This window comes from Ornithinibacter aureus (genome assembly GCF_009858245.1).
Classification (GTDB): domain Bacteria; phylum Actinomycetota; class Actinomycetes; order Actinomycetales; family Dermatophilaceae; genus Fodinibacter; species Fodinibacter aureus.
The window spans coordinates 2,972,386-2,987,140 of record NZ_VMSB01000001.1 but is presented as its reverse complement, the minus strand read 5'-3'; the positions used below and the strand labels follow the sequence as shown (position 1 = coordinate 2,987,140).

The following is a 14,755-nucleotide window of genomic DNA, read 5'->3' as shown; positions in this document are numbered from 1 at the left end:
GACGTCCGGCAGGTTGGTGGCTTCACCAGCCTGCCTGACGGACGTCGTGACAGGTTGGGCGCGACTCTGAGTGCCAAGGCTCAGGTGTGGAGCCTCGTCGCGCGCGAGACTGTGCCCATGAGCACCCGCGCCCAGATCCAGCAGCTCGAAACAGAGTTCGCCGAGGCGATGACCCGCATGTACACCGTCGGCAACGGCCTGGCCCGCCTGCGCAGCCAGCTCGAGCGCGAGGAGGGGTACGGCATCCCGGATGCCGCCCGCCCGGCTCCCGTTCCCCCTCCCGTCGCCCGCCCGGCAGGTTCCCCGGCGGCACCCGCCGCGCCGCCACTCACTGCGCCGCCGCTCACCGCGCCGTCGCTCACCGCGCAGGCGCCGGCGCCGCAGCCCCCGGCGATGCGCCAACCGCCCGCCGCCACACCGGCACCGGCCGCGCCGCCCCAGGGTCCGTGGCAGCAGCCCGCCCCGGCGGTGCCGTGGTACCGCCGCGAGGGAGCCGTGACGCGGGTGCTGGCCATCGCCGGCGCCGTCATCACCATGGCCGGGGTCGCGATGTTCCTCGTCCTGGCCGCCCAGCGCGGCTGGTTCGGCCCGGAGGCACGCGTCGCCGCCGGAGCCCTGCTCGCCGCGGTGCTCATCGGGCTGGGCGTGCGAAGTGGTCGCGCCGACCTGCGTGAACGCGCCGCGGCCGCAGGCGCCCCCGACACGACTGCAGCCACACCCGCAGGGGTCGAGGGCGCACCCGCAGCGGTCGGGGCCGCCCCCGTCGCCCTGGTGGCCACCGGTGTCGCCACCGCCTACCTCGTCGTCGTCGCCATGACCACCGGCTACGGCTGGGTGCCGACCGCGCCGGGCCTGGCCCTCGCCGGTGCGGTGGCGCTCGCCGGGTTGCACCTGGCCCGCAGCTGGCGCAGCGAGCTGCTCGCGGTGCTCGTCGTGCTCGGTGCGGCCGTGCTGGCTCCCGTGGTCGCCCAGGGCGGTGGCTGGGTGGTCACCGGCTACCTCGCCATCCTCTGCCTCGCCGGCTGGTGGGCCTCGGGCGACCGGACCACCCAGGTGCTCACCCTGGCCCGGGTGCTTCCGCTGACGCTGGCGCTGCTCGTGAGCTCGGTGTCAGGAGGTGGCACGGCAGACGACGTGGGCAACCTCGCGATCGCCGGCCTCGCGCTCGGCGCCACCCTGCTCACCTCGACCCTGTCGGTGCGCCGAGACCGCGGCGACGTGGCCGCCTCCATCGCGGTCGCGCTGCTCTCCGTCGGGCTGTTCGCCGCGACGACGACCTTCGACAACCCGGCGCGCACGCTCGCCCTCGCCACGGCATCCGCCGCGCTGCTCCTCACGGCAACCACGCTGGGTCGCGGCCCGGTCGGCCCCGTGGCAGGCCACCTGGTCGTCACCACGGGCGCAGCGGGCACGGTGTTCGCCGTGCTGGCGGTCGTCGCGGGCGCACCGACCCGGTTCATCACGACCGGGCTGCTGCTGCTCGCGATCGTGGGCCTGGCCGTCGCAGGCATCACGCGTTCCCGGGTGAACCTCGCGCTGGCGGCAGGTGTGACCCTCCTGGGCGTCGTCGGGTGGCTGCAGTACCCGCTGACCGTCGCGGCGTCTGCGCGCACCCTGCGCGGCGACATGGCGGCGGCACTGCTGGACAGCATCGTGCTCGCCGGGGTGCTCGCCATGGTCGTCTGGGCGATGGGCCAGCAACGCGGTCTGGGGCGTGAGCTGCGCGTGATGGTGCGGATCGCCGTCTGGGTGCTGGGGCTGGCCGCCTCCGCGACGGCCCTGGCCGCGGCTGGCACGCTCGTCGGCGCGCGACTGGGCGACCCGACCCTGGGGTTCACCATCGGGCAGGCCGTCGCCACGATCACCTGGATGCTGGGAGCCGCATGGTTGCTGCTGCACGGCCTCGAGCGTTCGCCTGACGCCGACCTGACGCTGCGCACGGGCCTCCTGCTCGCCGCCGTCAGCGTGGCGAAGCTGTTCCTCTACGACCTGTCGTCGCTGAGCGGCATCGTTCGCTCGGTCGCCTTCATCGCCGTGGGTCTGCTGCTGCTGGCGATGGGCAGCCGCTACGCCAAGGCGTACGAGCGGTCGCGTCCAGCCTCGTGACGCGAGCCCGTGGTGGGTGGCACAGTGGCCCGATGCGTGCGCTCCAACGCCGGTGGGTGGCCGACTGCGCCGCGGCCGCTCCCCGGGCGCCACGGGAGGTCGTCGACGACGTGGGGCACGACCTGCTCAATCGCTGGAGCGAGAAGCACCGGCGCTACCACGGCCTCACCCACCTCAGCGAGGTGCTCGCAGCGCTCGACCGGCTGTGCGCCACCCGCGCGGTCTCCGCCGAGGACGCAACGGTCGCCGTTTTGGCCGCCTGGTTCCACGACGCTGTCTACTCGGTCATCCGTGAGACGCCAGACCGTCCCGGCACGTCGGGGGCAGCCGCGGCCGCAGGGGCAGCCACCGTGAGCAACGAGGCCGCGAGCGCAGACCTGGCCGAGCACCACCTGAGCGCGCTGAGGGTGGCGGCGACGACGCGACGGCGCGTCACGGCATCCGTGCTCGACACCGAGCACCACGATCTGGGCAGCACCGCCGGTGAGGACCCTGCCCGGGTGCTGCTGCATGACGCGGACCTGTGGATCCTCGCGGCTCCGGTGGTTCGGTTCGACGAGTACTGCGCCCAGGTGCGCGCCGAGTACGCGCACGTGCCCGCGGCGGTCTACGCCCGTGAGCGCTCTGCCGTGCTGCGACCGTTCCTCGCGCGGGACAACGTGTACCGCACCCAGTACGCGCGGTCGACGTGGGGGCCGGCGGCGCGTGAGAACCTCGCCCGCGAACTCACCCGGCTGGCGGGCTGAGGGTCGCCTCGGCGAGCGCCCACCAGAACTGGCGGGAGCACAGGGCCTCGAGCTCGTCCCAGGTGACCCACTGGTGGTGTGACGTGTCGTCGAGTCCAGGGGTGAGGGCGGGTCGGATGCCGGGGACGCTCACCTCGTAGACCTGGAGCAGGTCCTGCCCCTCGCGCCACAGGCCGCCGGAGGATCGGTGGTGGAAGCGCTCGTAACCGATCGGGATGAGGTCGTGGGGGGCCACGCACAGGCCGGTCTCCTCACGGACCTCACGAACGGCGTTCTGACGCACCGACTCCCCCGGCTCGCGCCAGCCACCCGGTGCACCCCACTCGCTGCGGCGCACGGAGTGCACGAGCACGAAGTCGCTGGTGTCGTCGCGGACGAAGGCCATCGCCGCGAACACTCGTGCCTCGTCGGCCTCGCGAGGGGAGGCGATGAGGTCGACGTCGGCGCTCGTGCCGTCGACGAAGCGGATGCCGGTGACCTTGGCGACGCCGGTGTCGCCGCGGCGCTTCTGCAGGCGCAGCCCGCTGCGCTGGAGCCGTCGGACGAGGTCACGTGCCGGGATCGGCTCTGCCCCGGCTGCGACCACGGCGGCGTAGCGCTCCTCGGGGATGTCGTAGTGGTCGCCCTCGAACGCCCTGCGGGGGATGCCGGCCGCGCGGGCGAAGGCGTGCAGCTCCTCGGTGCTGGTGTCGCTGATCAGGTGCGACCACCGGCGGCCGTGCGCCTCGGGGCGCGGCGGGTCGATGAGGATGGCCACGCCCCGATCGTAGGCCGGGGCGACGCGAGTGCCGGACGTGACCAATAGGTCAGTTCCGGCACAGGTCCGACCCCCTCTCGGCCGGCTCGGTACCCGGTGAGGTGTCGACGGCGGGGCCCAACTCCCGATGTGCGCCCTTGCTCCCGATGTGCGCTGCTGCAACGACGCACATCGGGAGTAAGGATCTGCGACGGGAGTAAGGCCCAGCCATCGAGCCGGCCGCCCGCCACCACCGATACGCAGCGCACCCGGATGCGCAAGGGCACGCCCCTCGACCCAGCCCTGTGGATAAGTCTCGGGGCCGTGTCGCGAATCGTCCTAGTGTCGTCAGCAGCGGGTGCGCCACTCGGGTGCAGCCCTGAACGAGGGGGATTCCCATGGCAGCACAGTTCACCGTCGACACCGAGCGCATCGCGGGTGCAGCCGGCGACATCGCGCGCATCTCCGCCGAGATCGAGGGCCAGGTCGCCACGATGATGGCCCGGCTCAACGGCCTTCAGGACGCGTGGACCGGCACGGCGTCGGCGCAGTTCCAGGGTGTCGTCTCGCAGTGGCGGGGCACGCAGCAGCAGGTGCGCACCTCGCTGGACTCCATCGGCCAGGTGCTCGGCGCCGCGGGCACCCAGTACGCCGACGCCGAGGCCGCAGCCACGCGGATGTTCACTCCCTGACCGCGCTCATCAGCCGAGCTCGGCCCCCCGCCAGCTCGGCTGAGCCGGTCAGTCGCTGGCGATGGCGCGCAGGATGTCGAGCTTGGCGGCGCGGCGGCCCGGCCACAGGGCAGCGAGCACCCCGACCACGGCGGCCACCGCGACGAACAGCGCCAACTGCCCGACGGGGATGGCGAGCACGTCGATGCCGTCGTCGATGAGCGAGCGCTGCAGCGCCAGGGCAAACGCGAGGCCGAGCGCGATGCCGAGCACCGCCCCGAGCAGTGCGATCGCCACCGACTCCAACCGCAGCATCGTGCGCAACTGGGTGCGGCTGAGGCCCACCGCCCGCAGCAGCCCGATCTCACGCACCCGCTCGATGACCGACAGGGCCAGCGTGTTGACGATGCCGAGCACGGCGATGACCACGGCCAGACCAAGGAGTGCGTAGACGATGAACAGCAGCTGGTCGATCGGCGCGCGCTGCTCCTGCGCGAAGGTCTCCTGGTCGTTGACCGTGACGGTCGGCAGGTCGACCACGACGTCCTTCAGCGCAGCGCCCAGCACCGCCCGGTCGACACCGGGGGCTGCCACGACGTAGACCGTGCGATCGGTCGGCGGCACCCCGATCGCATCGAAGCCCTCCAGCGACATCGTGACGTCCGACTGCAGCACGGCACCCTCGACATAGGTCGCGACGACCGTGGCGTCCGACGTCGTCCCGGCATACCCGATCTTGACGGTCGACCCGACCGCCCACCCCCGATCCGCAGCGAGCTCGCTGGAGATCGCCACCGAGGTCGCGTCGAGATCAGCCAGGGCGCCGGTGACGATCTCCGGCCGTGCCACGGCATCCACGGCCGACGGGTCGACCGCCGACGCGAAGTCGCGGTCGCCGTCGACCTGGAGCACCGCACTGCGTACCCGGGCGAGCGCGGCAACCCCGTCGACCTGCTCGATCTCGTCGGCGACCGTCGAGGAGAAGGCCTGCCCCACGGCATTGGACACGACGAAGTCGGCCACGATGTCCTCGGAGAGCGACTGGTCCAGGCTGGCCTTGGCCGACGCACCGAGCACGGACATCATCGTCACCAGGGCGACGCCGATCATCAGGGCGGATGCCGTGGCCGCCGTGCGTCGCGGGTTGCGGCGGGCGTTCTGCTCGGCCATCAGCCCCACGGCTCCGAAGGAGCGGCGGTAGAACCACCCCAGGGCGGCCAGCACCGGCCGGCCGAGCACGGGGCTCAGCAGCGCCGTGCCGACGAGGACACCGAACGCACCCGCACCGAGGACGTACGTCGGCTGCGACCCGAGGCCGGCGAGCCCGGCCGCCATGGCCGCGATCCCGGCGGCGAGGAGCGCCGCACCCACGACGAGGCGCCAGCGCAGCCCGCTCTCGGCGAGGGCGACGTCGTCCCGCATCGCCGCGACCGGGGGAACCCGGCCAGCCCGACGAGCCGGCAGGTACGCGGCGGCCAGGGTGACGAGGATGCCGACCACGAGTGCGACGACGACCGTGCGCGGCCGCAGCACGAGCTCGTTGGCGCTGAGGTCGAGCCCGATCCGACTGAAGAGCAACTTGATCCCGACGGCGAGCACGAAGCCCATCGCGATACCCACGGCGGATCCGACGAGGCCCACGACGCCGGCCTCCGCAAGCACCGACCGCGCCACCTGGCGTCGGCTGGCACCGATGGCCCGCAGCAGCGCCAGTTCACGGCTGCGCTGGGCGACGAGGATCGAGAAGGTGTTGACGATGAGGAAGGCGCCGACGGTCAGGGCGACCCCGGCGAAGACGAGGAGGAACGTCGTGACGAAGGACAGTGCCTCGTCGATGCGGGTCGAGGCGCGCTCGGAGGTCGCGTCGCCGGTCGCGGCCCGGAACCCCTCGGGCAGCGCCTCCTTGACCGAGGCGAGCAACTGCTCCTGGCTCGTGCCCGGCGCCGCGGTCACCCACACCGCGGAGAAGGCGTCCTCACCACCGAGGTACACCTCCTGGGCCTTCGAGGTCTCGAGCATGACGACGCTCGCACCCACCAGGGCCGACCCGCCGAAGCTCGCGGTCCCGACATAGGTCAGCTCGATCCGCGGCACCTCACTCGTCGTGACGAGCGGGATCCGCTCCCCCAGCAGGTAGCCGGCCTTGCGTGCCGTCGACGGGTCGAGCACGACCTCGTCGGGCGCCTCGGGCCAGCGTCCGCTCTCCAGCGTGGCCAACGGGATGCCGTTCGCGGCCGGCCCCTCGCTGCGGTTGACGGCGATCCCGGGCGGGCCCTGGCCACCGATGAGCTTGCCGTCCTTGCCGACGACGAACGTGCCGAAGTTCGACACCCGCCCGTCCGCGCGGGCCGCCCCGGGAACTGCGCCCAGTTCCTCGACCAAGGATGCCGGGACGGTGCGGCTTCCGAGGGCGCCCAGACCGGACGCCTCCTCGCCATCGCTCGACCCGGGCTGCACGATGACGTCCCCGACGGCCCCGCTCGTAAGGCCGGTGAAGGCCCGGTCGAGGGTGTCGGTGAAGATGTAGGAGCCGGCCACGAACGCCACACCGAGGATGACGGCGAAGGCGCTGAGGAACAGCCGCACCTTGTGCGCGAAGACATTGCGCCAGGTGGCCTTGAGCACGGGTCAGGCCCCGACCGGCCGACCGAGGGCGGCCATCTTCTCCAGGACCAGCTCGGGGGTCGGCTCGCGCAGCTCGTCGACCACCTTGCCGTCGGCGAGGAAGACGACCCGGTCGGTCCAGCTGGCCGCGCCGGGGTCGTGCGTCACCATGACCACGGTCTGGCCGTGGGTGTCGACGACCCGCCGCAGGAAGCCCAGGACCTCGGCGCCCGACGTGGAGTCGAGGTTGCCGGTGGGCTCGTCGGCAAAGACGATGTCGGGCCGCCCGACGAGCGCGCGGGCGCAGGCGACGCGCTGCTGCTGGCCCCCGGACATCTCGCTCGGGCGGTGCCCGAGTCGGTCGCGCAACCCGACGGTGTCGACGACCTCGTCGAACCACGCGGCATCCGGCTCGCGTCCGGCGATGGCCGCCGGGAGCACGATGTTCTCGCGGGCGGTGAGCGTGGGCACGAGGTTGAAGGCCTGGAACACGAACCCGATGCGGTCGCGCCGCAGCTCGGTGAGCGCCCGCTCCTTGAGCGTCGTGAGGTCGACGTCCCCGACGAAGACGTGCCCGGCGCTCGCCTCGTCCAACCCTGCCGCACAGTGCATCAGCGTGGACTTCCCCGACCCCGACTTGCCCATGATCGCGGTGAACTCCCCCGCGTACAGGTCCAGGGTCACGTCATCGAGCGCGACGACCCGGGTCTCCCCCGAGCCGTACACCTTGCTCAGCCCCTCGACCCGGGCGGCGGCCAGGCGCGGCGTCGTCTCGCGGGCGGTGGTTTCGGCGAGGGTCATGGCAGTCCTTGTCAGCGTGGCCGGCACGAAACCCGGCAGGGGATCAGGAGGGCGCACACGCGCACCCACTGCCCGCCCAACGGTAGGCGAGGCCCACCGTGTTCCGCGCTGGCTGTCAAACCTTAGACAGACCCTCGACCAACCGTGGTGACGGCACCAACGGCGTGATGCGGGCGGCATACACGGTCTGCAACGCCGGATGGTCCACGTCATCAGCGACGACCCCGGTCACCCACGACAGCTCCAGCGCCCCCTCGCCGACGGTCACGAGGGCGAGGTTGTTGTCGAACCACGGCCCGTCGGTGATCGTCCACGGGTACGCCGGGTTGGGCACCCGCCGCGACCGGGCGGCGATGAACCGCATCGGGCGCACGAGCGAGCGGGCGAACAGCGACATGACGACTCGCACACCCCGCGGCATGGGGTTGCGGATCGGGGAGCACACCGCCTGCACGATCCGCGACGAGGCGCCAAGACGCCGCGGGTCGCTCACCTGGGCCAGGTAGGAGTTGTGCACGTCCCCCGACAGGAAGGTCACGGTCTGCGGCGCCGCGCCCCGCTCACCACGGGCGACCGCCATGACCATCTCGAACACCTCGTCGAACCCCTCGTTGAAGGCCGCCCAGTGCTCGAGGTCGATGCGTCGGCGAACGCGCTCGGCAGCCCTGGCCACCCGTCGCCCGTGCGACCCCTGCGCCATCGCCTCGTTCATCGCCTCGAAGTCGTGCAGACCGGGCGGCAGGAGGAACGGCAGCGAGGTGCCGATGAACAGGTGGCGCACCCCACCGCGCATCACCCCGTCGAGCCAGCGCATCTCGTCGGCGTCGAGCATCGAGCGGCCGTCGGGGCGCAGTTCACGAGCCGCGCGCGAGTCGACGACGACGAGGGCGCAGTCCCCGAGGGCTCGGGCGTAGCTCCAGCGGTAGGTCGACGGTTCCTCGTCCGCCCGGGCGGCCACGGCATCCAGCACGTCCGAGAGGTCGAGCTCACCGGCCTCCCCGGATGCCGCGTGCGCGCTCACGTGGCGCCACACCTCCTCGTCGGCGAGCTCGGCCGGCGAGAGGTTGCCGATGTGCTGGTGCACCCAGTAGGCCCCGAGCCCGGCGACGATGCGTTCCTGCCACCACGTCGTGGCCCGGATCTCGCGGCGCCAGGACCACGAGGTGTTCCAGTCGTCGCGGATGTCGTGGTCGTCGAACATCATCGCCGAGGGCACCGTCGACAGCACCCAGCGCACGACGTCGTCGCTCCACGCGAGCCGGTACAGCTCGGCGTACTCGACGAAGTCCTTGATCTCGTCCCCGGGTGGCAGCGACAGGTCGCGCCGCGACGCCATGAACTCCTCGAGCTCGGGGTGCGGGGTGGTGTCCGCGTACACCTGGTCACCGAGCAGCAGGAGCAGGTCGGGCCAGTGCGTCGTCGGGTCGTCCCTCAGGGCGATCGCGAAGGAACGCAGCGCATCGACCCCGTGGGCCCGGTTGCCCACCTCGTCGTGGCTCCCGGTCGTGCGGCAGGTGCCGAAGGCCAGCCGCGGTTCGCGGGCCGGGTCCAGCGTGCGAACCCGGCTCGGCGGCATCCCCTCGCGTGGCCAGACGGGGATGCCGTCGAGGCGCACCTCGTACGCGTCGTCGCTGCCGGGCTCGAGCCCGTCGAGCACGACGAGCGCGAAGTGAGAGCCGTGGACGGCGAAGGTCGGGGCACTCCAGACGTGCCCGGCCCGCTCGACGGTGACCAGCGCGGGATCCGCCGTGCGAACCCAGATCGTCGCCGACGACTCGTCGACGTAGCGCAGCAGGGGTCCGAGGACGAGCGGGTCAGTGGCGGTGGCCGTGGTCATGGGTCGATCCTGCCTCGCCTTTCCCACCAGATGCTGGGCACCCCCTGAATGGTTGCTGAGCGCACGGCGTCTACGTGGCGACTACCGTGTTCGCCATGGCAGGCGCGCGGACATGACGACCCCGAACCACCCGGCGGTCGACGAGTGGCTCGCCCGACTCGACACCGAGGCGTCGGCGCTGCCGGCGGAGCGGCGGGCCGAGCTGCGCACGAGCATCGACGAGTACCTCGCGGATGCCGTCGGCACCACCCCCCGCTCGGAGGCCGCGGTTCGCCAGGTGCTCGCCGACCTCGGGGATCCTGCCGACCTCGTCGCCGAGGCCAGCGGCCAGGCGGTGGCTCCCGAGATCGAGTACCTCGCACCCGACCCGTTCGGCGCCCCGGTGACCGGGCCCCCGTGGCTGGAGGTCGTGACGATCACGCTGCTCGCGGCATCGGTCGTCCTGGCGCTCGTGCCGGCGACCTCGGCGTTCGCACCGCTGCCGTGGCTGATCGGCTGTGTGCTCGTGCTGCTCTCGCGGCGCTGGGGCGCCGCCGACAGGGCGCTGGCCGTGGTCTCCTTCGGCGTGCTGGGCGTGCCCCTGCTCCTCCTCGGCCGTGACGAGCTGCCGACGACCTCGAGCCTGGTGGTCGCGGTGGCCCTGGCCGCCCTGTGGCTGGGCACTGCGGTGCGGTTGCTGCTGCGGGCGCGGACCCCGGTCGACCAGGGCCGCGGCCTGCGCATGACCTGACGGACATGCCACGAGGGCGGCCCCGCTGTGGGGACCGCCCTCGTGCGGTGAGACCTGGGTGGCTCGGGTCAGAAACCCATGCCGCCCATGTCGTCGCCGCCGGGCATGGCCGGCGGGTTCTTCTCCGGCTTGTCAGCGATGACGGCCTCGGTGGTGAGGAACAGCGCGGCGATCGACGCAGCGTTCATCAGCGCCGAGCGCGTGACCTTGGCCGGGTCGATGATGCCCGCGGCGATGAGGTCGACGTACTCGCCGGTCGCGGCGTTCAGGCCCCAACCGGAGTCGAGGTTGCCGACCTTCTCCGCGACGACTCCACCCTCGAGACCGGCGTTGATCGCGATCTGCTTGAGCGGGGCCTCGATGGCGACGCGCACGATGTTCGCACCGGTCGCCTCCTCACCTTCGAGCGCGAGCTTGGCGAAGGCGGCCTTGCCGGCCTGGATGAGGGCGACGCCACCACCGGCGACGATGCCCTCCTCGACGGCGGCCTTGGCGTTGCGCACGGCATCCTCGATGCGGTGCTTGCGCTCCTTGAGCTCGACCTCGGTGGCCGCGCCCGCCTTGATGACGGCGACGCCGCCGGCGAGCTTGGCGAGGCGCTCCTGGAGCTTCTCGCGGTCGTAGTCGGAGTCCGACTTCTCGATCTCGGCACGGATCTGGTTGACCCGACCGGCGATCTGCTCCTCGTCCCCGGCACCCTCGACGATGGTCGTCTCGTCCTTGGTGACGACGACCTTGCGGGCGCGACCGAGCAGGTCGAGCTCGGCGGTGTCGAGCTTGAGGCCGACCTCCTCGGAGATGACCTGGCCACCGGTGAGGATGGCGATGTCGCCGAGCATGGCCTTGCGGCGGTCACCGAAGCCGGGGGCCTTGACGGCGACCGACTTGAAGGTGCCACGGATCTTGTTCACGACGAGCGTGGACAGGGCCTCGCCCTCGACGTCCTCGGAGATGATGAGCAGCGGCTTGCCCGACTGCATGACCTTCTCCAGGAGCGGGAGCAGGTCCTTGATCGACCCGATCTTGGAGTTCGCGATGAGGACGTAGGGGTCCTCGAGCACGGCCTCCATGCGCTCGGTGTCGGTGACGAAGTAGTGGCTGATGTAGCCCTTGTCGAAGCGCATGCCCTCGGTGAGCTCGAGCTCGAGGCCGAAGGTGTTGCTCTCCTCGACGGTGATGACGCCTTCCTTGCCGACCTTGTCCATGGCCTCGGCGATCATCTCGCCGATCAGGGGGTCAGCGGCGCTGATCGACGCGGTCGCGGCGATCTGCTCCTTGGTCTCGACGTCCTTGGCGGCGGCGAGCAGCTCGTCGGAGACGGCCGCGACGGCCTTCTCGATGCCGCGCTTGAGCGCCATCGGGTTGGCCCCGGCGGCGACGTTGCGCAGGCCCTCGCGCACGAGCGCCTGGGCGAGGACGGTCGCCGTCGTCGTGCCGTCACCGGCGACGTCGTCGGTCTTCTTGGCGACCTCCTTGACGAGCTCGGCGCCGATCTTCTCGTACGGGTCGTCGAGCTCGATCTCCTTGGCGATCGAGACGCCGTCGTTGGTGATCGTGGGGGCGCCCCACTTCTTCTCGAGCACGACGTTGCGGCCCTTGGGCCCCAGGGTGACCCTGACGGCGTCGGCGAGCACGTTCATGCCCCGCTCGAGACCGCGGCGCGCCTCTTCATCAAAAGCGATGATCTTGGCCATTCGGGTGGTTCCTCCACGCGAATCGAAGGTGGAGACCGGGCGGTGCCCGCGACGGACGAGTCGGATGCCGTCAGCTCACGCGCCGGGGCACCCCACCCTCACCGGACCGGTCAGGATTGTCACTCTCATGGTGAGAGTGCTAACGCCATTATTGGCACTCTCCCCATGAGAGTGCAAACGCCGGGCCGCCCTCAGGCGGGCCACGGTGACCGACACCCTCCCTGCCGGGCGACCCGGGAGGTCAGGTGCGCGCGACGACCGCGGACGGCATCCGGCCCCACCCGCTGGCGCGCCGGGCGACCCGGTCGATGCCGAGGCCGAGCAGCAGGGCCGCCACCACGCCCAGGACCGATCCGAGCAGCGGGTTGCCCTCGAGCCAGTGGCCGGCCAGGGCACCCACCCCGACCGACCAGGCGGCCCAGGTCGTCGCGGCCACTGCCGCCAAGCCGACGAAACGACGGGGCGGGAACCCGGTCGCCCCCGCGGTGAGGTTCACGGCCACCCGGCCGAGCGGGACGTAGCGCGCCGAGAGGATGACGACGGCACCGCGCCGGTCGAGCGTGTCCGAAGCCCGGCTCAGGGCTCGCTGAGCGGAAGGCCGGGTGATCCGGTGCAGACGCTGCGGACCGAACCGCCGACCGACGACGTAGGTCAGGGAGTCACCGAGGAAGGCCCCGACGCCGGCTGCCACCGCGAGCGCCATCAGGTTCGGCCCGTCACCGGCGACGGCGACAGCCGCCAGGGCGACGACGATCCCCTCACTCGGCACCGGCGGGACCAGGGCGTCGAACACGGCCACGAGCAGCACCACGGGCAGCACCCACGCCGCGGCGGCACCAGCCTCGACGAGCGCGGTGAGCGTGTCGAGCACGGGCTACCTCCGACGTCCACGGGCCCGTCGATCACGCGCGGGAGCTCCGCACGCATCCGGCCGGGAGTCCCAACGACCGAGGATGCCGTTTCGTCCCCTGCCGCGTCGGCGTTCAGAGCGCGGGGGCGTGGCCTTCGAACGTCGCACGCATCGACCCGTCGGCCTCGGAGGTCACCGGGTCGTCGAGGTCGGCCACGAAGACGGCCACCGCCTCCCGAGCCGGATTGCCCTCGAGGTCGGCCAGCGCCGCGCGCCAGGCCGCGAGGTTGGGGTGCTCGACCTCCGTGCAGGCCTGCGCGGGGGCCAGCGACTCGACGGCCGCGGCCAGCTGGTGCGCCGTCACCGGGAGCGAGGCGGTCGAGCCGTCGTGACCGAGGATCGTCGCGAGCACCACCGCGGGCAGCCCGTGCCGCCCGCCAGGGGTGTTGACGTGGGCGAAGTCCCACTCCGGCGAGGACGACGCGGGGCTCAGACCGACGGCGTACGCCACCGGCTGGCGCCACCCCTCGATCCGGGCCGCGAGGTGCTCGCGGATGGCGGCGAGCCCGTCCACCGTGCTCCAGTCCAGGTCACTCATCGGCGCATCCTGTCACCGCGTGCGACGGCAGGTGCCACGAGCGATGATGAACGAGAGGTGAACAACACCCCTCCGCTTGGCGAACTCGAGGTTTCAGGACCAGACTGAAGGATCGTGGACGCTGCGACCCTCACTCTCGTGCTCGTCATCGTGACAGCACTGGCCTTCGACTTCACGAACGGCTTTCATGACACGGCCAATGCCATGGCCGCCTCCATCTCGACCGGGGCGCTGAAGCCGAAGGTGGCGGTGGCCCTGGCGGCCATCCTCAACCTCGTCGGTGCCTTTCTCTCCGTCGAGGTGGCGCTGACGGTGTCCAACGCCGTCATCAACATCCAGGACAAGTCCGGCGCACCCAAGGAGGAGTTCCTCTCCGACGGCGGCCAGGGGCTGCTGCTCGTCATCCTGTGCGGTCTCGTGGGCGGCATCATCTGGAACCTGTTCACCTGGCTGCTGGGCTTGCCGTCGAGTTCGTCGCACGCCCTGCTGGGTGGGCTCACGGGAGCCGCGGCGGCCGCCTACGGGCTGTCCGGGGTGAAGTGGACCGGCGACGGCACCAAGCTCGACGGCGTCGTCGGCAAGGTCCTGCTGCCGAGCTTCCTGTCCCCCGTGATCGCCCTGATCGTCGCCTTCATCGGGTGCTGGCTCGTCCACCGCATCACCAACTCGATCGTGCACAAGCTCGGTGAAGGCACCTTCCGCTGGGGCCAGATCGGCAGCGCGTCGCTGGTCTCCCTCGCGCACGGCACCAACGACGCGCAGAAGACCATGGGCGTCATGACCCTGGCCCTGCTCGCGAGCGGCCACTGGACCGACACCTCCTCGGTCCCGTGGTGGGTCAAGGTGAGCGCCGCCCTGGCAATCGCCGCCGGCACCTACCTGGGCGGCTGGCGCATCATCCGCACCCTCGGCAAGGGTCTGGTCGACATCACTCCTCGCCAGGGCATGGCCAGCGACGGCGCCACCGCAGCCACCCTGCTCGCTGCGAGCCACCTCGGCTTCGCCCTCTCCACGACCCACGTCGCCACCGGATCCGTCCTCGGCGGAGGGCTCGGCCGAGGCACCCACGTGCGCTGGAACACCGCCGGGCGCATGGTCACCGCGTGGGCGACCACCTTCCCCCTGGCAGCCCTGGGCGGAGCACTCACGTGGTGGCTCGGGCACAGCATCGGTGGAGCGCTCGGCTCGGTCGTCGTGTTCATCGTGCTCTGCATGGCCTCGGCGTACATGTTCTGGCGGTCCAAGCAGGACGACGTCGGCGCCCACAACGTCAACGACGAGTGGGACACCCCCGACGACCTGCTCGACAAGTTCCCGCCGGCACCCGAGACGCCCGAGGACCCCGCCGGCACCACGACCCACCGCACCAAGAGCCACTGACC

Annotated in this window: 12 protein-coding genes; 5 read left to right on the top strand and 7 right to left on the bottom strand. The window is 71.8% G+C overall.

The window, feature by feature from the left end:
* Nucleotides 1-117: 117 nt before the first annotated feature.
* Together C8E84_RS14240 and C8E84_RS14235 are read left to right on the top strand one after the other, a co-directional pair.
* The gene (locus C8E84_RS14240; protein ID WP_159903119.1) at nucleotides 118-2,106 is read left to right on the top strand and encodes a DUF2339 domain-containing protein; all 1,989 of its coding nucleotides are present in this window, start codon (nucleotides 118-120) and stop codon (nucleotides 2,104-2,106) included.
* Nucleotides 2,107-2,138: 32 nt separating this feature from the next.
* On the top strand, nucleotides 2,139-2,852 hold the full coding sequence (locus C8E84_RS14235) for an HD domain-containing protein (RefSeq protein WP_159903117.1): 714 nt from the start codon (nucleotides 2,139-2,141) through the stop codon (nucleotides 2,850-2,852).
* Here C8E84_RS14235 and C8E84_RS14230 read toward each other — a convergent pair.
* On the bottom strand, nucleotides 2,833-3,609 hold the full coding sequence (locus C8E84_RS14230; protein WP_159903115.1) for a DUF4031 domain-containing protein: 777 nt from the start codon (nucleotides 3,607-3,609) through the stop codon (nucleotides 2,833-2,835). The two genes, C8E84_RS14235 and C8E84_RS14230, sit on opposite strands and share 20 nt — an antisense overlap.
* Nucleotides 3,610-3,986: 377 nt before the next feature.
* Between C8E84_RS14230 and C8E84_RS14225 the strand changes: the two genes are divergently transcribed.
* A complete protein-coding gene (locus tag C8E84_RS14225; RefSeq protein WP_159903114.1) occupies nucleotides 3,987-4,280 on the top strand; it encodes a WXG100 family type VII secretion target in 294 nt (97 codons plus the stop codon).
* 48 nt (nucleotides 4,281-4,328) lie between these two features.
* Here the strand turns inward: C8E84_RS14225 and C8E84_RS14220 are convergent, their stop codons facing one another.
* From C8E84_RS14220 to C8E84_RS14210, 3 genes are all read right to left on the bottom strand, one after another.
* Nucleotides 4,329-6,884, bottom strand: coding sequence for an ABC transporter permease (locus tag C8E84_RS14220; protein WP_159903112.1), 2,556 nt, complete (start codon nucleotides 6,882-6,884; stop codon nucleotides 4,329-4,331).
* Nucleotides 6,885-6,887: 3 nt separating this feature from the next.
* Complete coding sequence (locus tag C8E84_RS14215; RefSeq protein WP_159903110.1) at nucleotides 6,888-7,664, bottom strand: ABC transporter ATP-binding protein; 777 nt, start codon at nucleotides 7,662-7,664, stop codon at nucleotides 6,888-6,890.
* 115 nt (nucleotides 7,665-7,779) lie between these two features.
* Nucleotides 7,780-9,501 (bottom strand): alkaline phosphatase D family protein, encoded by a 1,722-nt coding sequence (locus C8E84_RS14210; RefSeq protein ID WP_159903108.1) that lies wholly within the window; start codon nucleotides 9,499-9,501, stop codon nucleotides 7,780-7,782.
* A gap of 112 nt (nucleotides 9,502-9,613) precedes the next feature.
* Here C8E84_RS14210 and C8E84_RS14205 point away from each other — a divergent pair, with 112 nt between their 5' ends.
* On the top strand, nucleotides 9,614-10,231 hold the full coding sequence (locus C8E84_RS14205) for an HAAS signaling domain-containing protein (RefSeq protein ID WP_159903106.1): 618 nt from the start codon (nucleotides 9,614-9,616) through the stop codon (nucleotides 10,229-10,231).
* 68 nt (nucleotides 10,232-10,299) lie between these two features.
* Here the strand turns inward: C8E84_RS14205 and groL are convergent, their stop codons facing one another.
* The 3 genes from groL to C8E84_RS14190 all read right to left on the bottom strand — a co-directional run bounded on the left by groL (nucleotide 10,300) and on the right by C8E84_RS14190 (nucleotide 13,373).
* Nucleotides 10,300-11,925, bottom strand: a complete 1,626-nt coding sequence (gene groL, locus C8E84_RS14200; RefSeq protein ID WP_159903104.1) for a chaperonin GroEL — start codon at nucleotides 11,923-11,925, stop codon at nucleotides 10,300-10,302.
* 241 nt (nucleotides 11,926-12,166) lie between these two features.
* A complete protein-coding gene (locus C8E84_RS14195) occupies nucleotides 12,167-12,796 on the bottom strand; it encodes a DedA family protein (RefSeq protein ID WP_159903102.1) in 630 nt (209 codons plus the stop codon).
* Nucleotides 12,797-12,908: 112 nt separating this feature from the next.
* Nucleotides 12,909-13,373, bottom strand: coding sequence for a hypothetical protein (locus C8E84_RS14190; protein ID WP_159903100.1), 465 nt, complete (start codon nucleotides 13,371-13,373; stop codon nucleotides 12,909-12,911).
* Nucleotides 13,374-13,487: 114 nt separating this feature from the next.
* Here C8E84_RS14190 and C8E84_RS14185 point away from each other — a divergent pair, with 114 nt between their 5' ends.
* Nucleotides 13,488-14,753: an inorganic phosphate transporter gene (locus C8E84_RS14185; protein WP_159903098.1), complete on the top strand. Its 1,266-nt coding sequence runs from the start codon at nucleotides 13,488-13,490 to the stop codon at nucleotides 14,751-14,753.
* Nucleotides 14,754-14,755 lie beyond the last annotated feature (2 nt).